This is a genomic window from Brotomerdimonas butyrica (assembly GCF_025567305.1).
GTDB lineage: Bacteria > Bacillota > Clostridia > Peptostreptococcales > Anaerovoracaceae > Lentihominibacter > Lentihominibacter butyricus.
This window is the reverse complement of the sequence record NZ_JAOQJP010000001.1, coordinates 112,673-131,358: the sequence shown is the minus strand read 5'-3', so window position 1 is coordinate 131,358 and position 18,686 is coordinate 112,673. Positions and strand designations below refer to the sequence as shown.

Here is an 18,686-nt window from a genome sequence, read left to right as displayed (position 1 = left end):
TCGATCCACGCCATCAGCAGATTCACGAGGCGCCGCTGCTGATCATCTGTCAGCTGCACTCCCGGGCGGACTCGGTACCACTTTTCCAGGCAGCCTCTGCAGCAGCACGCGCAGGCGTGCTGCGCCTTGAATACGGGATGCCCGCGCATCGGCGTCTGCCTGCCGTCGTTCGGTATCACCGCAGAAGCCAGCCGCTTTGCGATAAAATCCTCCGCGTGGAGCCTTATCGTGTCCATGCCCTTTTCCGCTATATACGCCCTGTCTCTGCTGTCGAGATGGAACTTCGTTCGAAAATCCGATCTGCTGAGCTTTTCCAGCGCCTGATCTACAGTCTGCACAGCATCACCCCCTGGCCGCAGCCCTTTCCTTTTTTATCTTCAGAGTCTTCAGGTACTCCTTCTGCTCCGGCGTGATGCGGCGGCTCTCGACCGACTTCTGGATCGCCTTGTTGTGCGTCCACATGTCCAGCCTGCGGCCCTCGATGTACGGCAGCACCGCATCCCACTGCTTTGCAAGCGCCGTCGCGAAATACCACGCGGTCATCATGTTGATGTAATATTCCTCCGACCTGACCGCTGCTACCATCTCCGGATACTCCGGTGCGAAATCCTCGTCCAGAAAATGCTCCATCAGCATGCCTTCCGCAAAGCGCACCGTGTACGTGTGGTCACTGTCCAGCCATCTGCGTATGTACCCGAGCTGCTCCGTGCGGTGTTTTCTGAATACCTTCGGTGAAAGCTGGTCGCACGTCGCCCAGTTATCGACGAACGGCAGGAAGCGTTCGACCTCCCGGATGCATTTGTCGAAATCCTTTTCCTCCCCTATGAGGAAAGCGTGCAGCTGGTTTTCATCAAAAAACTCATGGGGGAGTTCTTCGAGGAAAGCCTCTGCTTCATCGGAACCCTTGAGCTCCTTTGCCAGCCTCCTCAGCTGCGGCGTGCGGACTCCGATAACTTTTTCTGCCTGCACCGTCGGCATCAGCTTTCGCTGGAAATCCGCATATTTCAGATCCTGCAGCTCCATCAGCCTGTCCTTCAATGTCATCTTCCCTGTCTCCTGTTCAGTATCGCCTCGGTCACCGTGTCCATGACTTTCTTACCTTCCTGATTGAATATCGTCAGATTCACATCGACGATACCGTTGTACTTGTTGCGCGGCTCTATTCTTGTGATCTTCACTTTTCCCGTCAGCTCATCGCCCGCAAACACCGGTGCCAGCCAGTCGATCCTGAAATTCTGAGCTGCGATGAAATTATCAAATATGATATTGCTCTTAACGAATTTCGCCCATACCGACATGAAGCTCATTATGCCCGGTGCGATGATATCACCGAACCTCGAATCCCTGCCGTGCTCCTCGTCCGTATGGATCTTCTGCGGATCGTAATCATGTGCGAACTCCATCATCTTCTGCCTGTCTATGCTTATGCTCTCAAGCTCAAAAGTGTCTCCTACGTTGAAATCATCAAAATACATCATGTCCTCCTGAAAATGCCCATTGATTTAAGCGTCTGCCTTTTTATTCTGTTGTATTATAATGCAGATGTTAAAAAATGTCAAATGTATAAAGACCGCTGATAGTGTAAAATAATTGTGGAATTACGAAAAAACAAAGGCGACGAGTGTATTACGCGCGGCATGTAGGTCACGGATCGTTTGTCGCGGCTGTTTCAGCTATAAACATAGAATTTATCAGTATTTATGGCTGAAAAATGTAAATTGCAGGCAGAATAAGGTGCCCGGGCGGATCTTCATAGAAAGATTAGAGGTTGTAAATTTACACGGATTTCCATATTTCAGCTGTGCTATATGAAAAATACGAGTATATGGCTGAAGCGACATAGAGAGTCAGCTGAACATGTGTCAGGATTTTGCTGCCCTGTCACAGGTAAAGCATCTGATTTCCAGTTTTCAGCCGATCACTATGTACTGCTGCTGATTTACGGCTGAAACTGCTGCGTAATACCCGGATCTGTAAAGTCTATGCGAGATCACAGAAAGCATGTGTGCAGAGCTTATGAATACGACTGCGAGGTATCTTATGCAAACAGTGCGCAGATCGCAACATGCAGGGCAGTTGGCAGGCAAAGCGTAGGAAACAAAGTGCTGAAACCGGGATCGCTTGAGAAGAAAGTGGAATCCAGATACTGCTTCATAAAACGGCAATGATCCGCAATACGATATTGAACTGAAAAACAGGAATCGATGTCAATCAAAACTTCCACAACAACTTGACACTGTCATATCATCATTATACAGTTGCCACACCCGTATCTCTTATGTTATAATTGACCGAACTCAAAAGTTCGGTCAATTGTCAGACATCAGCTTTATGATCGCATGCAGGAAAGGATCTGCGTATGCCTAGAGGAATGCAAAAAAAAGGAATGATAAGGGAGCAGAAAATGCTTTACGCTGCTATCCAGCAGTTTCTGGAAAAAGGATATGAGCGAACCACCACTGCCGCTATCGCAAAAGCGGCCGGGATGTCGCCGTCATCTTTTTTTGCCGCTTTTGAAAGCAAGGAGGCTCTGCTTCTGCGGCTTGTAGAGGAGATGTTTAAAAGCCAGTTTTTCCATAGCGAAGCCCTGCTTCCTGACAAAGGAGATCCTGTTTTTCTCTACAGCATAGAGACATCTCTGCAGCTTCACATAACAGAGATATCCGAAGCCTTGCGGGAGCTTTATGTCGCAGCCTATACGCTGCCGACCACCGCAGAATACATCAACGTGAATACTGCAAAAAAGCTGCAGCAGCTTTTTGCTGAATATCTGCCTGACGCCACCGAAAAAGATTTTTACGAGATGGATCTGGCATCATGCGGCATTACCCGCAACTTCATGGCCAAACCATGCAGTATGTATTTCACTATAGAGGATAAGATTTCACGCTATCTCAGCTGCTGCCTCACGCTTTATCATGTGCCTGAAAAAAAGCAGCTGGATACCATCGACTCGATTCTGAACATGGATCTGCGCACCATCGCAGAAACCCTGATCAAGAATACAATAGCCCGCGCAGAAAAGGGATTTGAATCTGTCGGGATATAAAAGGGATCAAAGGGATCATTCATCATTTACTACACCGTAAGGAGGTACCAACCATGAACTCACGGAAGAAAAAGCTATTGAGCATGCTGGCTGCATTTGCGATCGCATTTACCATCTGGCAGCCGACTGCTGCCGTCACTGTCCATTCCGCCGGCAGCGAGGTGGATGCTCAGGCCATCCTCGAGAAGGCTCTGCTGGATGCTGCAAAGGGCACTCCTGCTGAATTTGCAAAATGGGGAACCAAAAAACTTATCGCCGCCGCTCTCAACACCGATGAAGAAAGCGACTGCGACATCATCATGGGCAGACTGGATGATGTCGTAAAAAACCAGAACAAGATGATCGATATGCTTAACGAGATCGACACGAAGATCATGAAAAAAGATCTTTACGATAACATGAATAAGTTTATCCAGGAATCATGGAACGGATCTTTTGAGAAGAATTACAGAGGGCTTAACGCTGTAAATAATGCAACTTATAAAAACGATGATGCCCGGGCAACTGCACAGAAAGATTATCTCATCACCAGCGTCGCAGAGATGAATCCTAAATCACTCCACGGCGGAGACTGCCAGTTTGACAAAGATGTATATACCTACGGGAACTATCTGACCCAGGGCGAATGGGTATTATACAGCAGTGAACGGCAGCCGATCTATTCAATATGGCATCAGACCATGAAATACAAATACAAGTGGGAGCATCAGGCATATGAGGAATGGGCTGCCTTTCAGAATAATGTGACAGAATCATATCTGTCCGCTGCTGCAATAGACAAGCTCTCGATCCTTGCCCGTATCGATGCGATCGAAAATTATAACAAACAGCATCCCTTAGCTTCCAAGATTTCCACGGATGGGCTGAAGACGCGTCTGACGATGCTCGACGAACAGATCGCTGAAGTCAAAGACACCTATAATAAGTACAAAGTAACAAAGCTGCCTGATTCCATGCGTCACTATCAGACACCCGGGCACGAGATGTATCTGTATACCACAGCCAAAGAGCAGACCATCCCTAATGAAGCAGACAAGAAAAAAGGGATTCACGATCTTACCAACTGGTACTACTCGCATCAGAATAACAAACCCGAATTCACCAAGCTGACGGGACTCAAAGGACGCTGGAACACTCAAAAACACGGAACAGACATATGGCCTAATCTGAATCACTGGAGAAGCTTTGTCAGCTATGACAGCTCGACTCTTACCCCGACAGCCGAATGGATGCAGCAGATCCACAAAGACTATGAGGGCAATGCGACCCTTTATCAGATTTTCTTTGACCGTGACAAAGGTAACATGACACCGCCTTCGGGCTGGCAGAAAAACTGGAATTTCGTCGTGGATCCCAACTCTGATCATCCTATGGAATACTGGAGGGGCGGGTCAACCAGAGCGGATCGCATATACACACCGACAGTTGACGGTTCCGCAGCATTACAAAAATCTATCATTTATTATTATCATAACTGGAGCAATAACCCGCCTGATACAGTACGACACTATATAGGTATCGGAGTCACTAAAGATCCTCGTGGAAATTCGGATGAAATAGCCCCGGATTTTGATGCTATCTGGGATAACAGCTCACTGGGCACTGATCCTGACAGCTGCGTCACAGGCGCATACATCTCCGCTGATGATCCTGCGAAAGATGAACCTTCCGGATCAGCGGATCAGACAGGTGCAAAAACATCTCCGGAGACCGGAGACAACTTCCCTGTACTGCCGCTGACTGCACTGGCTCTCCTGGCATCACTGGCCGGAGCGGTAACTCTGATCATCAGACGAAAGACATCCATCGACAAATAACCGTATTGCCATACAGAACCTTTTAACAATGAACTCCTGCGTCTGACGCAGGGGTTCATTTCACGTTAAGGCTGACGCATCATCGGTATTTTCAAACTACCAGAAAGCACCTGTATGAACCGTGTTTTTGGCAGTTTCCCTTAAAAATCAGCCTTATCAGTATTATCATTTGCCAAAACACTGAACCGGGACGTTCCATATTGGTAAAGATCCAAGGAAAACTGCGCCTTTACATAAGAAAAAATACCAAATCGTTCAGCTGTATTCCACGTTGTTGGTAAAATCTTTCAGCAGACATACGTCAGGGGTTCGAATCCCCGGAGATTTCTACTATAAACGAAAAGACGTCTCACGGACGTCTTTTCGTTTATGGCGGAGAGTCAGGGATTCGAACCCTGGGTCCGGTTAAGGACACAGCATTTCGAGTGCTGCACGATCGACCACTCTGACAACTCTCCAAAGTGTTTTCTGTCCACTGCTCTTGGTTTTTATCAGTGAACAGTAATTAGTATACATGAAAATGGACCGGCTTGCAACATTTTTGTTTACACATCAGCGATTTTTGCTTCCCGAATTTTACTTGATTCTTACTTTTCCAGATCATCACGCTCCCACTCCGCTGTTTCATATCCGGCTGTTACCGTGCCGGCGCGGGCACGATAAAACGGAATGCGTCGTGTACGACGGAAAAGTCGATTTTCTTCTGCGTCGTTATCTCACCGTCCGTACACAGCCTGAGACTTTCCCCGTTCGCAATGACAGTCAGCAGCTTTTCCTTAGTGTATTTTATTATATGTTTCTCGCGGATCGTGCGCTTTTGCATATGAGTACCCTTGGAATAGCTCGGAAACAGCGCCAGGAACAAACTTCTGCTGATATTTTCCACGACGCTCACATCCATGAGGCCATCGTCGAGTTTGCAGTACGGAACACCTTTCACGCCGCCGCCGCAGTAACAGCCGTTGGCGATAGCGACGAGCAGGATCTTTCCGTCAGACTCGCGGCCGTCAGAATAGCAGATCCTGAGATCCGCCCCCTTCTTTCTTATCAGTATTATCGCTACGGATATCAGATACGCCAGCGTGCCGCCCACGAGCGGCCAGTTTTTCACACGCGCCGTCATATCAACGACATTGCAGTCAAATCCGATATTGAACATATTCGCACAGTATCCGCTCGTTGTGACGCCGTTGTACTCCGCGTCATATCTTATCAGGTCGCTGCCGACCGACGTTCCCGTGAGCTGCCTTTCCATATCCAGAAAATCCGCCACAGTCCCGTAATTCCTGATATAGTCGTTGCCGGTCCCCATCGGCACCGCGCCAATCTCTACGTTTTCATATCCAAAAGCGCCGTTCACCGCTTCGTTTATCGTTCCGTCGCCGCCGCACGCATAAATGCGCAGCTGTTCGCCGCTCGCGGCATTTGCCTCGCAGATTTCCTTTATGTAACGCTCTCCGTCCTTTGCAGCCTTTGTATAATATACCTCGCACTGCAGGCCCAGCTTCGATGCCGCCGCTTCGATATCCGCGATCAGCTTCCTCTGCCTGCGCTTTTTCCCCGAATGGGGATTTATAACAAAAATATTTCTCACCGTATATGTAATACCTCCGATCAATCTATCCTTTTAAAAATACCACATTTAGGGTACAATAACTATAGAAATTTACAAAATTAACATAAATCGGGAGGAAATAATGGATCCAAGAATCGAAAAACTGGCTGACCTGCTCGTCAGCTATTCCTGCAGAGTCCAGGAAGGCGAAAAAGTGCTCATTTCTTACGAAGGCGACTGCTGCAAACCGCTCGTGAAGCAGATAATCCGCAACGTTTACAAAAAAGGCGGGATGCCGTTCACTGAGATACGCGACTCGGAGATCACGCGCGAGGTCCTGATGGGCTGCCGCCGGGAACAGGCCGAATTCATCAACGAATGCCAGCTGGCGCAGATGAAAGGCATGCAGGCTTATATCGCGATACGCGCCGGGAACAACTCTGCCGAGCTTTCCGATGTGCCGTCAGAAAAGCTCAACATGTACAGCAGGATCACGACTCCGACGCTGGATTACAGAGTCAACCACACCAAATGGGTCATACTGAGATACCCTAACCCTTCGATGGCTCAGCTCGCCGGGCAGAGCCTCGATGCGTTCGAGGATTTTTACTTCGACGTATGCACGCTCGATTATGCAAAGATGAACAGAGCCATGGACGCGCTCGCTGCACTTATGGAAAAGACTGATAATGTAAAGATCAAGGGACCGGGCACTGACCTTTCGTTTTCCATAAAGGGCATTCCGGCTGTAAAGTGCGCAGGTGAATGCAACATCCCTGACGGTGAAGTGTATACAGCGCCTGTACGAGAATCGATGAACGGCATCATCTCATACAATACGCCGTCCGAGGAGCAGGGCTTCACCTATGAGAACATCGTGTTCGAAATAAAGAACGGCAAGATCGTCGATGCAAAAGCGAATAACAACGAGCGTATCAACCAGCTGCTCGATACAGACGAAGGTGCAAGGTATTTCGGAGAATTCGCGATCGGCGTGAATCCGTACGTGCTGGAGCCGATGAAGGATACTCTCTTCGATGAAAAGATCGCAGGCAGCTTCCATCTGACGCCGGGAGCCGCATACGAAGACGCTTTCAACGGCAACAAATCCGCAGTGCACTGGGATCTGGTCATGATCCAGCGACCTGAATACGGCGGCGGCGAGATCTACTTCGACGATGTGCTGATCAGAAAAGACGGCCTTTTCGTGATCCCTGAACTCGAATGCCTAAATCCTGAAAATCTCAAGTAATCTACCATACTGCATCAAAAAAGGGGCTGTGCACCGACAAATAACATCGATGCACAGCCCCTGAAATATATCCTGTTTTCTGAGACCGTTTTTCTACTGATATCCCGCATTGAGGAACATCGCCTTGATCGCAACCACTTCGTCATATTCTTTCTGTGATACCTGGACATCGCTGTTCAGAGCTCTGAGATCATCCTTGACCACTTCCAGTGCCTGATCTGCCTCTGACGCACGCCCCTGCATCATAGCGCGCTGCATGCGTTTAAGCACCACAGGATGCGCATATCTGGCAGGGACCGGAAAGTCCGGATAATCCCTGATATACTCCTCCATCCGCATTCTTGAATCATCATCGTACCTCATTATCGACTTCTTGTTGTTACGTGCCGTAGGCAGTACGCTGAAGCCTGCAAAGGTAAATATGGCTGCAAATCCGAACAGTGCGAAGTATACTGCAAGGCCATTGTGTACCGTGAACGAATATACGCCTGCCGCAACTGCAATGAAACCGAGCATCGTGATAGCCATCGCCACCCATCTGTAGCTTGGGCTGGAACATTGATATGCACGCTTTTTCCTGGCCGCCCGGCTCAGATTTTCGCTTAACTCAGGTTTCTGCTCCAGATAGTCTATGGCTTCCTGAAGCTCATCTATCTCTGTTACCGCTCCTTCTGTAAGCTCCGGCCGCGAACGCAGTTCCTCGTCCAGCTCTTCCTTCTGTCTTGCGATCTTCGCCTCTGCTGATCTGCTCATCAGCTTTATCTGAGGCTGTTCACGAGAAAGCGTTTCAAGGATCTCGTCGACATGATTTTCATGCTTGAAATTGCACTGTTTCTGCCGTCCGCCGTCATATTCGACGACAAGATACGGCATGCTGGCGAACATTCCTTTGCCCGAAAATCCGCCCTTGCTCATCGCAACACGCTTAAACACCCGCTCCACTGATGCGAACGGAACATAGTAATGCCTGTCTATAAAAAAACTGTTCAGATACAGCGCTTTTTCCCCGACACCGCAGGGACCGGATCTGCGACAGGATTTTCTGTCTCTCTCAAGTTCCTGTTTGTCGAGATGCCTCGAGCTGAGCGGATGCGGTTTAAAAATCATGATCAAAAACCTCTCTTATCCCTGGATTGCTGCTGCCGAATGTTTTTTCGCCGCGCGAAGGAAAACTATCAGAAGCACTGCCGCGAAAACGATACCTATCGGATATGCTACAGCTGTATTGTAAATAACTGCACCATCAGCTGTCTTGGAATTGATTATGCCTCCCAGGCACTCCGGTGCGAGTATGAAGTATGTACTTGAAACCGCACTCATGAACGTTGCTGGCACTGCTGTGATCCAGTAGTTTTTCTTTTCTTTTACCAGATACATCGAAGCCGCCCACAGAACGATCATAGCTAATGTCTGGTTCGTCCAGCTGAAATAACGCCATATGACCGTATAATCGATCGCGCCTATCGCATTTCCTATACCGAGCACCGCTCCTACACCAAGTACAGGTATACAGAGCTTGAGTCTGTTCAGATAGCTTCCCTGATCGAGATGGAACCAGTCGGACAGAGTAAGTCTCGCTGAACGGAAAGCCGTATCGCCTGACGTGATCGGACACACGATGACTCCGATCATTGCGAGCGCGATACCGACACCGCCCATCGTCTTCGAGCATACATCATATATCGCAGCTGACTGACCGTCTGCAAGCACTGCTGCAAGACCGGTATTGAGTCCGCCTGTCACATCATAAAGCGCACATCCTGCAGCCGCCCATATCAGGGCGATTATACCTTCTGCGACCATTGCACCGTAAAAAACAAAGTGTCCCTGTTTCTCACTCTTCATGCATCGCGCCATAAGAGGTGACTGAGTGGAGTGGAATCCCGATATCGCACCGCATGCCACAGTGATGAACATAAAGCTCCACATCGGCGTCCCTGACGGATGCATATTATACATATGGCTCCATATTTCAGGGATCGTAAAATCAGGTTTCGTATATATCCCGATGATAACGCCGATAGCCATAACTATCAGACAGATACCGAAAAGCGGATATATCTTTCCTATGATCTTATCGATCGAAATGAACGTTGCAATAAAATAGTACAGAAGTATGAGCACCAGCCAGAACAGCGTAGTGCTTAAAATTCCTGAAACGCCGCCATTTTTGCAAAGCGTTACTATCAGCCCGGCAGGCCCTACTGCAAAGACAGTACCTACCATGATCAGCAGTACTACAGAAAAGACACGCATGACATTCTGCATGGCTCCTCCAAGATACTTGCCTGTGACTTCAGCGATAGAACCTCCTTCGTTACGTTCGCTGATCATACCGGAAAAGTAATCGTGGACACCGCCGGCAAAGATCGTACCGAACGTGATCCAGAGAAATACTGCAGGTCCCCACAGTGCACCCTGCATGGCACCGAATATCGGGCCGAGTCCTGCGATGTTAAGAAGCTGTACAAGAAACAGTTTCCACTGCGGCATCACTACATAGTCCACGCCGTCATCGATACGCACTGCCGGCGTCTCGCGATCGTCCGGTCCGAACGTATTGTCAACGACCTTTCCGTATGTAAGATAGCCAATAACTAAAATAGCCAGACAAATGATAAAGCTTATCATTTAATATCCCTCCCTTTCAACTGTGTGATGAATTTGTCTGTTTTTCCAGCTCAGGGCATGTCCCACCTGAACATTATGCATATACCATTATTATATGAATTTTTGCATAAAGTGCAATGATATAAATAAACAATTAGCCTTATATAGCAAATTAATCAGTATATGACTCCATTTTTTTTAATTTTTACTGTTTTATACTGTTTCTGCACATATCGATCAGACGTTCATTTCTCTGATTTCTTTCTGTATCAGACTCCCGGCGGCTTTGGCCAGCTCGCCGATCTCACGTATCCTTGCATATTCTTTCCCGTAAATGATCTCCGCATTCAGCGCAGCTGCATCTGTACCCATAAAAACAGCAGATACATGCAGTCCCCGCCTCCGCAGTTCCCGCACTTCTGATGCCGTATCGCGCACGGCTGTTTCATCACCGTAGTCATGTCCGAATGGATTCTCGCTCGACGGCCGTATGCGGAAGCTGTCATTTGGTCCGGCATCTGTCAGAAATATCAGCAGATGCCTGTCTGCAGGACCTTTTGCACGATCGAGAAAATCATCTGCGATCCTCATCACCAGTCCGTCGCGGTTCCAGCCTGCTGCAAAATAGCGCAGCACGGGATCGCTTTTTTTATCCTCGAATGATTTGAGTATACGCAGCACGGTGTATCCCCTAACGCTGCAGAATTCCGAAACTCTGACGGGTATCCTGCACGATGTTAGACTTTCTGAAAGTATCACTCCCTGCGCAGCTATCATTTCCTGATGCTGCAGCCTTGAAGCCGAAGCATCCAGAAGAAGATCGACTGTAAAAGACGAGTCCGGCACATCTTCGCTTAAATGAAAAATCCTGTCATCATTCACATATTCAGCACGCCATACCCTTGCCGTATCCAGCTTCCCGCTGCGTCCGGCCATGACATCAGGCTTCTGATGCACCAGCATGCAGTTCCTTATCTGCCCCGCCAGGCGTGTGATGATACTCTTGTGCAGCTCAGAATTCCCGTAAAAATACTCCCTGTTTCTTTCTTCCTGAAGCTTTGACTGTTCTATCAGGTGACGATCTGCCGCCGACAGCTCTATGCCCGCAGCTGCTTTACCGTCGGTGACCCAGATATGACATCCGTCATGACTGCCCGTACACAATTCTTTTTCCGCTGTCAGGCGCTCTTTTTCAGAATAAAGCGACCTTCCGAAACAGCTTTCTATGTAGTTCCTGTCATTTTCTTCTCTTTTCAGCGTCAGCGCACTGCTTCTCATGCTCTGGCTGAACCCCTCCTGCGGAGACTCGCCCTGCGCTGATCTCATGACGACCACGCGATCGGTCTTCACAAGCTGCGTCGGCATCATACGAGTAAGCAAATGTGCGAATTCCCCTTTGAAATGTATCTTTAAAGGTTTTTTCGTTTTCTTTTTTCCGTCGAACAGTAAAAAACTGCGGTAAATGTCCAGCAGAGTTTCGGTCAGCTTATCTCCCGGCGGCATTCTATCCGGCGTGAGTGCAATAAGCAGCTTCTTCTCTGCCGGAGTAAGCACAGGCTTTTTTCTCCCGATCACGCTGCTCCATCTGGCCGCCTGTATGTCATACACAAGATGGTTCCTGCTCATCCATTCCTGCCTGGACAGCTTATATTCTTTTGCAAAGAAATCTTCCGCATAGTCCGTGCGAAGTTCTGCCATCGAAGGTCTGCGATCACTTTCCGCGGTATATAAAGCGTTTTCAAGATATACCCATGTCAGATCGTCAAGCATATTCTGTCTGACATCGCCGTTCCACTGATCAAACAGCGAAGTGACAAGCTCTTTTCCATAATACCTGTATGCCAGCCCTATGATCAGATTCATGTAAAAGTCAGGATCTCCCTGTGATCCATGCAGCGCCATGAAAAGCGGTTCAAAATCATAGTCTCCGGCCGCACTCCAGATCTGGTTTGCCGCCCTTCGCTGTACTTCCGTATATGAAGATGCATTCATTTTTTGAATACCTCCGAAACTTTCAGCTTCGATGGTATGCGTGCCGCTATCATATCACTGATCAGTTCCTGTTCATAGCTGTCGAAGATCTTGTTGGTGATACCGAGAGTCAACGCCTCTCTCGCCGCGATCCCTTTGCGCATCAGACTTATGGCGTCCAGCATACCTCTGAGATCCATCGCTTTCTCCGTAAGCTCACCATTCTCGCATTTTTTCCTGAAATCCAGAAAAAGCATCGTGAACTGATCATTGTATTTCTCTGTCATATCCGGGAACTGATCGCTCAGTATCCTCTGCAGGTCCGCCTGAGACGCTGCCGGCATCTGGATCACGACAAATCTTGAAGCCAGAGCCTCATTCAATTCTCTCGTGCCCGCATAATTGTAATTCATGGTCGCTATGAAACGCGTACTCTCGGCAAGCGGGATCCTCTCATATCCCGGCACATCGATCACTCGCCTGAAATCAAGAGCTGAATGCAGGACCGCAAGCGCCTCGTTTCTGGCCATATTGATTTCATCCAGAATGCCGAATCCTCCGTTCTGCGCACAACAGTAGACCGGTCCCGGACGGAACATGACCCGGCCGTCAGCAAAAGTATCCGTTCCTATAAGCGACGCCGCATCCATATTTACATGGAAAGAAATGTCCCACGCCGGACGTCCGAAGGCTGCAGACAGATTTTCAGCCAGCACGTTCTTACCTGTCGCTTTTTCACCGGTCAGCAAAAGATTCTTTCCGCAGAGCAGGACTGCAAGTGCCTCTTCCCATATTTTCCTGCCGTAATAATAGAACTTCGGAACAGGCACCCTTCCTGAGAATTTTTCTGACGCGGGATGTACATCCGCAAACTCCTGCACCTCTCTGACCAGATCAGGTGAGACCCCCTCATTTTTCAGAAACTCGATCATATCATTCATCATCAACACCTCTTGTTCTATAAAAAATCGCAGCGTATGCTATAACTCATTTTACCACATACAGCTTTTATTTCTACAGAACAAAAGCGGCTTCGCCACATATTTTCATATGCAGCTTTTGTTGATATCCCGGAAATATCGGAAGCGATATTTCCTACATAATGAAAAATGCTCAGAGTTTCTCGTCATGCGAGTCTTCTCTGAGCATTGTTGATTTAGTTCATAAGCGCTTAAAGGTCGTTGTCATCGTAGCCTTTCCACTCTGACCAGACTTCGGTCTCCTCTGATGCGCGCTTTCGGTCTTCACGGTATTCATCTCTGATTGCTCCGATGCGTTTCCTGAAATCGCGCTCTTCGCGGATTTCTTTCTCGTCACGTATGTCAGCGTCCTGCGGTGCGGAAGTATCTGCCGGTGATCCGTAGTAAGGATCTCCGCCGTCACCGTATCCGTCCTGTACATCGATCGCCCGGTTCACCGCCTCCGCGCCTGCATGCATGTCGGATGCGCCGTGTGCATGATCGCCCGGTTCACCGCCTCCGCTGTGCTTTGGCGGCGCAGTCTTCTTTTTCTTTGCGAGGATCACTGCGATCACTATTATCAGTATCACCGGGATCGCTATCAGCGCGATCATCAGCAGTATGCCGTTCCCCGAATCAGTTCCGGTCTGTTTCTCGTCTACTCCCGAAAGCTCTGTCTCCTTTACAGGCTTGTCAGGTGACGTCGTCTCCGTTATCAGCTGATCTGACGCCGCATTGCCCGCTATCGAGATCGTCTTGGTGGCAGATGGCTGTTCACTCATATATGATTCATCCAGGTCGTACATCTCATATGTCGTGACCGACAGCGTGGTATCGCCGTCAGTCACTGCCTGGAATTTTATATTGAATGTGACGCTGCCGTCCGTTCCTGCCTGTGCCAGCTGGATATAACCGGTGTTCCCGGAGCTGCTTCCTCCCGATATATAAGTCAGCTTGTCGGTGTCATATGAGAGCGATGCGTCTACACGTCCCACGCTGCCGCCTCCGAATGTCACCGCCACCGTGAAGGTATCCCCGCCTTTCACGCTGCTTTCTGTGCTTATCGTGACCGACGAAGCCGCGAATACCTCAGGAGAAAGCACCGGTATCAGCAGCGCCAGCACTGCCACCAGCACTATCAGTTTTCTTAAAATGCATTCGGTAAGATTTTCTTTGTCTTTGCAATTTACCATCTTTGACCCCTTAAAACATATTTTTTCCATGCCGGACATACTCTGTCCGGTCATGCAGTACAGTTACTCTGTCATGCCGCCCTATGGAAGCTGGCATGCTGTCGCCGGCATGTCATCATAGACAGGGATGTTGAACGTGACAGGATAATTGCTGTTGCTGTTGAATGCGCTCTTCACGATGCTGCCTTCACCTGCCGCCGCCGCTACATTCGTCATATACTGATGCGTAGCTACATGACTGAGCCCGTTCTTTACATTGAACTTCTTAGTATAATATGTATCCTGATTGTTGCTCACATATTCATCGGCATAAAATTCAGCGCCTCCTACTATTGACTTGTACGGAGTATTCCAGCCCTGTCTGCTCGCATACCAGAGACCCCTCTGTATAGCGTTCATCGTATCTGTAGTATAGGCACCGATGTTGAAGAAGTTGTAGTAGCCCTGGTATCCCGGATAAGTTCCCGAAACCAGACTGCTGCCGCTCCAGCCCTGCTCCTGTATTATCATCGCCGCGAGCACGTTCGGATTGACTCCTGTACTCTTTCCTGCCTCATTGATCAGCGAGCTGTATGAGCTGTATCCGCCTCCCGGATTGCTTCCCTGCATGAACGACCCCGATATCACAGCTGCCACTGTCGATTCATTCTGCGTAGCGCTGTCATACCTGTGCGTCATAAACTGGTATATACCGTTTTCACTGAGGAAATTCCTCGGATCCATGTAGTATGAGACTACTTTTTCACTTGCCGCATACCAGCTGCCGTCATATCTCGTCCACGTATTGTTCGATGCATTGTAGGCACCTGCTGCTGTCGATCGGTATGAAACAGGTGATGACGAGCTTACAAGGTTCGTTCCCGGCTTTGCCGTTTCCTTGGAAAGCGCGCTTGACCAGCTGTATCCCAGCTTGTCCGCCTTGAACACCCACTGAGGATGTGCCGCATGGAGCATTCTCAGTCCCGGCTTGTAGCTTTCAGGGAAGCCCTGTGCCGTCATATACGCTTCGAACTGACTGTCGGAAGTCACCGTTTTTACTGTCACGTAATCAGAGCACATATATCCGTCCTGAGAAGCGCTGTACTGATATTTGTACCATACCTTGCCGCCGCTGTCCTTAGCCGATCCTGTGATCGTTACCGAAGTACCTCCCGGAAGAGTCGTAAGCCTTTCATATCCTGTTCCGGGACCCTTCCTGACATTCAATCCGTCGTATGCTGTAGTCGTACCCAGCTGGAATGTAACCGGCTCGCTGGTCTCCCCGCTGCCGCTGTTTCCATCATCTTTCATCTCTGTGACTTTCACATATTTGGATGAAACGTATCCGAACCTGCCGTTGTAAGTGAGCTTGTACCACACTGTTCCCGAACTGTCCGTTGCCGTCCCCTCGATATCAAAAGTCTTGCCTGTAATGAGCTGTCCCAGTGTATCATGATTCGTTCCTGCTCCGCTCCTCACTCTGAGCGGACCGTCGAATACGGTTCCTACCTGTTTCTTGCCTGTATCAGGCTTCGGTTCTTCCTCAGTCCCTGATTCTGTCTTCGTCGTCACATAAGCAGATGACACATATCCCGTCTTGCCGCTGTAGGTCAGTCTGTACCACCACGTACCTGAGCTGTCCTGTGCCTTGCCTGTGACTGTGAACGATTTTCCCGTGGCAAGCGATCCCAGCACGCTGTAGCTTGTCCCCGGGCCCGTCCTGACTCTCAGCGGACCATCGCTTACAGTTCCCGTCGTCTTCTCCACTTCGACTACACTGCTTGATGTCGATGAAGTTTTCACATACTGCGACGACACATATCCCGTCTTGCCGTTGTAGTCAAAACTGTACCACCACACTCCGGAAATATCCTGCGCTTTGCCGCTGACCGTGAAAGTTTTTCCCGTGGCAAGCGATCCCAGCACGCTGTATCCTGTTCCCGGACCGCTTCTGACTCTCAGCGGACCATCGCTTACAGCGCCCTGAGTGTTAGAAACAGGGGTTACCGTAGGCTGTTTTATGTTAACATACCTCGATGAAACATAACCAGTCCTCGAACCGAATGAAAACTGATACCAGACTACACCTGACGAGTCCTTTGCCGATCCTGTCACGACGAAAGTCCTGCCCTCTTTGAGCGCGCCTATGCGCGAATAATTCGTGCCGGCTCCCGACCTTACATTCAGCACATCCGTAGCGACTACAGCCGTTTCGCCGGCCGCATACACCTTGCCGAAATCTGTCGCGGGAAGTCCTGCAAAGAGCGCCGCAGCCATCATGACCGCGACTGCGATCGCAGCAGATCTTCGGGACCTTGATTTTCGCTGTGTTGACATAATTCCCTCCTTGTTTACCATGTTTTTGCCTCTATTTTTATTATGAATAGGATGCAGATCTTTAATGGATTATACACCAAAAACGTTGAAAAGTCAACGTTTTTGGCATTTCTAAAGATCACATCGTTTTCTGCAGAAAGAAAATCAGTGAGCCTTTTTCAAAAATTATTTTTTGCCGGTTTCTGCAGCATTTTCAAAAACTGCCGTGTAAAAACCGCCTATACGCCGCCGAAGATCGCCGTGTTTCTGCGCACGCTTCTTTCGACATTTATGCCGGATCTGCCAAGAAGCTCTATGCTCCGACCTTCATCCGGCGCATTTACCAGGACCGCAAAGCTGCATCCGCCGCCGAGCCCTGCCGGAGCTCTGACGATGCGGTTGGATATCATGTTATGTGCCAGAAGCTGAGATGCCTCCGTCACGCTGCAGTATCCCGAAAAGAAAAGGTAACAGTATCTGCCACTCACAGGGATGCCTCCCTTCTGTCGTTCCTCGCTGCTGTTTGTCACATGCCGCACCAGTAACTGCGATATGTGCATACACCGCCGATGCCGTTTCAGATCAGCTTCTTCATCAGACGGATGTATGTAGTGATGAAATCTGCACGATCCACATCGCGATCGGCTACCAGATCATATTCTGCCACCTTTTCTTTTCCCTGACATATCTCCAGTGTTCCGACTCTGCTCCCTTTCTTCAGCGGAAGCTTATATCCTTTATCCAGCTTTACTTTCCTGCTCAGCTGCGACTTTGCACCTTTCTCTACGGTAACGCCCGCATTGCATTCTGTCACGGCATAGAACTTCATCTCATCGCCCTTCTCGGTTTTTATCTTCCGGATCTTCTCTCCTTTTTTCGCGAACTGCACCGTCTCATAGCATGCAAACCCGTGATCCAGCAGCTTTGCCATTTCCGCGAACCTGATCTTGCTGCTCTCACATCCGAGCACCACGCCTATGAGCCTGGTCGAATCTCTCTGCGCCGCTCCTGAAAGGCAGTACCCTGCGTCCTGCGTGAAACCTGTCTTTACACCTATAGCTCCGCTGTAGCTCCTGATCAGCTTGTTTGTGTTCGTAAGGGTGCATTTGCTTTCCTTTCCCGGAAGACCGACTTCGATGTCCTCCTGCCACGCAGTGAACCATGGTCTGGCATTTTCAAACTTCATCAGCTCCACGGATATCACTCCTATATCATATGCACACGAGTAATGATTTGCTACAGGAAGGCCGTTCGTGTTGACGAAATGGCTGTCCCTGAGCCCGAGCTCACGCGCACGCTCGTTCATGCGCTCTACAAAGCTTTCCACGCTGCCGCACAGATGCTCCGAAAGTGCGACACAGCCGTCGTTCGCACTCACCATGATGACGCCTTTGATCAGCTCCTCCACCGTATGCTGTTCGCCGGGCTCCATGTACATCTGGCTTCCTCCCATCGATGCTGCGCGCTCTGATACAGTGACCTTGTCGTCGAGCGATATCTTGCCGCTTTCACATCCTTCAAGCACGAGCAGCAGTGTCATCACCTTTGTGACCGATGCAGGAGGCAGATGCTCCTTTTCGTTCTGCGCAAAGAGCACCCGTCCGCTGCTGCCGTCTATGAGCACGGCTGACTTTGCATCTATCTTCAGCGACTGCCCGTTTTCGCCCGATCCGTTTCCATCTGATCCTTCTCCTGTTCCATCAGCACTGTCAGCCTCCGCGTTTTCTGATACAGCTGCCGTTTCCAGACTTTCCTCACCGCCATCCGCTGTGAGCTTTTCAGAGCCTCGTTCTGACGACGCCTCTTCGTCAGCCATGCTCCTGTCCGTTATCGTCAGGTGCCTGACGACAGGTTCAAAATTCTCTATACCCATGAATCCGCTCGCTATCAGGAGCACTGCAACGAGCACGCCCGTCAGCACGTTCTCCATGCGCTTTGATTTTTTCTTCACTAAAAAACCTCCTTTCTCCTTAAATGTATGCTCC

The 18,686-nt window shown here is 49.3% G+C and carries 16 protein-coding genes and 1 tRNA gene; 4 read left to right on the top strand and 13 right to left on the bottom strand.

Annotated features, from left to right (window positions below; all coding sequences use genetic code 11):
- The 3 genes from OCV59_RS00575 to OCV59_RS00565 all read right to left on the bottom strand — a co-directional run.
- Positions 1-338: DUF4186 domain-containing protein (locus tag OCV59_RS00575; RefSeq protein WP_262583996.1), on the bottom strand; the 338-nt coding region annotated here is incomplete at its 3' end.
- Positions 339-342: 4 nt separating this feature from the next.
- Positions 343-1,044: a DNA alkylation repair protein gene (locus OCV59_RS00570; RefSeq protein ID WP_147592379.1), complete on the bottom strand. Its 702-nt coding sequence runs from the start codon at positions 1,042-1,044 to the stop codon at positions 343-345.
- Positions 1,041-1,475 carry a MaoC family dehydratase gene (locus OCV59_RS00565; RefSeq protein ID WP_262583995.1) on the bottom strand — a complete coding sequence of 145 codons (435 nt, stop codon included), beginning with the start codon at positions 1,473-1,475 and terminating at the stop codon, positions 1,041-1,043. Before OCV59_RS00565 ends, OCV59_RS00570 begins: the two co-directional genes overlap by 4 nt.
- A 507-nt stretch (positions 1,476-1,982) precedes the next feature.
- Here OCV59_RS00565 and OCV59_RS00560 point away from each other — a divergent pair.
- The 3 genes from OCV59_RS00560 (at position 1,983) to OCV59_RS00550 (ending at position 4,866) form a co-directional block, all read left to right on the top strand.
- Entirely contained in the window at positions 1,983-2,168 is a 186-nt protein-coding gene (locus OCV59_RS00560) for a hypothetical protein (protein WP_147592377.1), read from the top strand.
- Between the two features lie 191 nt (positions 2,169-2,359).
- Positions 2,360-3,049 (top strand): TetR/AcrR family transcriptional regulator, encoded by a 690-nt coding sequence (locus tag OCV59_RS00555; RefSeq protein ID WP_262583994.1) that lies wholly within the window; start codon positions 2,360-2,362, stop codon positions 3,047-3,049.
- A gap of 53 nt (positions 3,050-3,102) precedes the next feature.
- Positions 3,103-4,866, top strand: coding sequence for a hypothetical protein (locus tag OCV59_RS00550; protein ID WP_147592376.1), 1,764 nt, complete (start codon positions 3,103-3,105; stop codon positions 4,864-4,866).
- Between the two features lie 370 nt (positions 4,867-5,236).
- Here the strand turns inward: OCV59_RS00550 and OCV59_RS00545 are convergent.
- Positions 5,237-5,324: transfer RNA gene (locus tag OCV59_RS00545), tRNA-Ser, on the bottom strand.
- Positions 5,325-5,503: 179 nt separating this feature from the next.
- A complete protein-coding gene (locus OCV59_RS00540) occupies positions 5,504-6,460 on the bottom strand; it encodes a diacylglycerol/lipid kinase family protein (protein ID WP_262583993.1) in 957 nt (318 codons plus the stop codon).
- 100 nt (positions 6,461-6,560) lie between these two features.
- On the opposite strand from OCV59_RS00540, the gene OCV59_RS00535 reads away from it, so the two are divergent.
- Positions 6,561-7,673, top strand: coding sequence for an aminopeptidase (locus tag OCV59_RS00535; protein WP_262584026.1), 1,113 nt, complete (start codon positions 6,561-6,563; stop codon positions 7,671-7,673).
- Between the two features lie 93 nt (positions 7,674-7,766).
- On the opposite strand, the gene OCV59_RS00530 is transcribed toward OCV59_RS00535, so the two are convergent.
- The 8 genes from OCV59_RS00530 to OCV59_RS00495 form a co-directional block, all read right to left on the bottom strand.
- Positions 7,767-8,780, bottom strand: coding sequence for an AAA family ATPase (locus OCV59_RS00530; RefSeq protein ID WP_147592373.1), 1,014 nt, complete (start codon positions 8,778-8,780; stop codon positions 7,767-7,769).
- 15 nt (positions 8,781-8,795) lie between these two features.
- On the bottom strand, positions 8,796-10,304 hold the full coding sequence (locus OCV59_RS00525; protein ID WP_147592372.1) for a carbon starvation CstA family protein: 1,509 nt from the start codon (positions 10,302-10,304) through the stop codon (positions 8,796-8,798).
- A 216-nt stretch (positions 10,305-10,520) separates the two neighbouring features.
- Positions 10,521-12,275, bottom strand: coding sequence for a vWA domain-containing protein (locus OCV59_RS00520; protein ID WP_147592371.1), 1,755 nt, complete (start codon positions 12,273-12,275; stop codon positions 10,521-10,523).
- Positions 12,272-13,195: an AAA family ATPase gene (locus OCV59_RS00515; RefSeq protein WP_147592528.1), complete on the bottom strand. Its 924-nt coding sequence runs from the start codon at positions 13,193-13,195 to the stop codon at positions 12,272-12,274. The genes OCV59_RS00520 and OCV59_RS00515 overlap by 4 nt, the downstream gene beginning before the upstream one ends.
- A 230-nt stretch (positions 13,196-13,425) precedes the next feature.
- Positions 13,426-14,406 carry a hypothetical protein gene (locus tag OCV59_RS00510; protein ID WP_147592370.1) on the bottom strand — a complete coding sequence of 327 codons (981 nt, stop codon included), beginning with the start codon at positions 14,404-14,406 and terminating at the stop codon, positions 13,426-13,428.
- A gap of 81 nt (positions 14,407-14,487) precedes the next feature.
- Positions 14,488-16,722: an SH3 domain-containing protein gene (locus OCV59_RS00505; RefSeq protein WP_262583991.1), complete on the bottom strand. Its 2,235-nt coding sequence runs from the start codon at positions 16,720-16,722 to the stop codon at positions 14,488-14,490.
- 218 nt (positions 16,723-16,940) lie between these two features.
- Positions 16,941-17,189, bottom strand: a complete 249-nt coding sequence (locus OCV59_RS00500) for a putative Se/S carrier-like protein (protein ID WP_262583990.1) — start codon at positions 17,187-17,189, stop codon at positions 16,941-16,943.
- A gap of 89 nt (positions 17,190-17,278) precedes the next feature.
- Complete coding sequence (locus OCV59_RS00495) at positions 17,279-18,652, bottom strand: D-alanyl-D-alanine carboxypeptidase family protein (RefSeq protein WP_262583988.1); 1,374 nt, start codon at positions 18,650-18,652, stop codon at positions 17,279-17,281.
- Between the last annotated feature and the right edge of the window lie 34 nt (positions 18,653-18,686).

Coding starts and splice junctions, on each gene's coding strand:
- OCV59_RS00570 (WP_147592379.1), bottom strand. CDS start 1,044: ATGACATTGAAGGACAGGCTGATGGAGCTGCAGGATCTGAAATATGCG.
- OCV59_RS00565 (WP_262583995.1), bottom strand. CDS start 1,475: ATGTATTTTGATGATTTCAACGTAGGAGACACTTTTGAGCTTGAGAGC.
- OCV59_RS00560 (WP_147592377.1), top strand. CDS start 1,983: ATGCGAGATCACAGAAAGCATGTGTGCAGAGCTTATGAATACGACTGC.
- OCV59_RS00555 (WP_262583994.1), top strand. CDS start 2,360: ATGCCTAGAGGAATGCAAAAAAAAGGAATGATAAGGGAGCAGAAAATG.
- OCV59_RS00550 (WP_147592376.1), top strand. CDS start 3,103: ATGAACTCACGGAAGAAAAAGCTATTGAGCATGCTGGCTGCATTTGCG.
- OCV59_RS00530 (WP_147592373.1), bottom strand. CDS start 8,780: ATGATTTTTAAACCGCATCCGCTCAGCTCGAGGCATCTCGACAAACAG.
- OCV59_RS00525 (WP_147592372.1), bottom strand. CDS start 10,304: ATGATAAGCTTTATCATTTGTCTGGCTATTTTAGTTATTGGCTATCTT.
- OCV59_RS00520 (WP_147592371.1), bottom strand. CDS start 12,275: ATGAATGCATCTTCATATACGGAAGTACAGCGAAGGGCGGCAAACCAG.
- OCV59_RS00515 (WP_147592528.1), bottom strand. CDS start 13,195: ATGAATGATATGATCGAGTTTCTGAAAAATGAGGGGGTCTCACCTGAT.
- OCV59_RS00510 (WP_147592370.1), bottom strand. CDS start 14,406: ATGGTAAATTGCAAAGACAAAGAAAATCTTACCGAATGCATTTTAAGA.
- OCV59_RS00505 (WP_262583991.1), bottom strand. CDS start 16,722: ATGTCAACACAGCGAAAATCAAGGTCCCGAAGATCTGCTGCGATCGCA.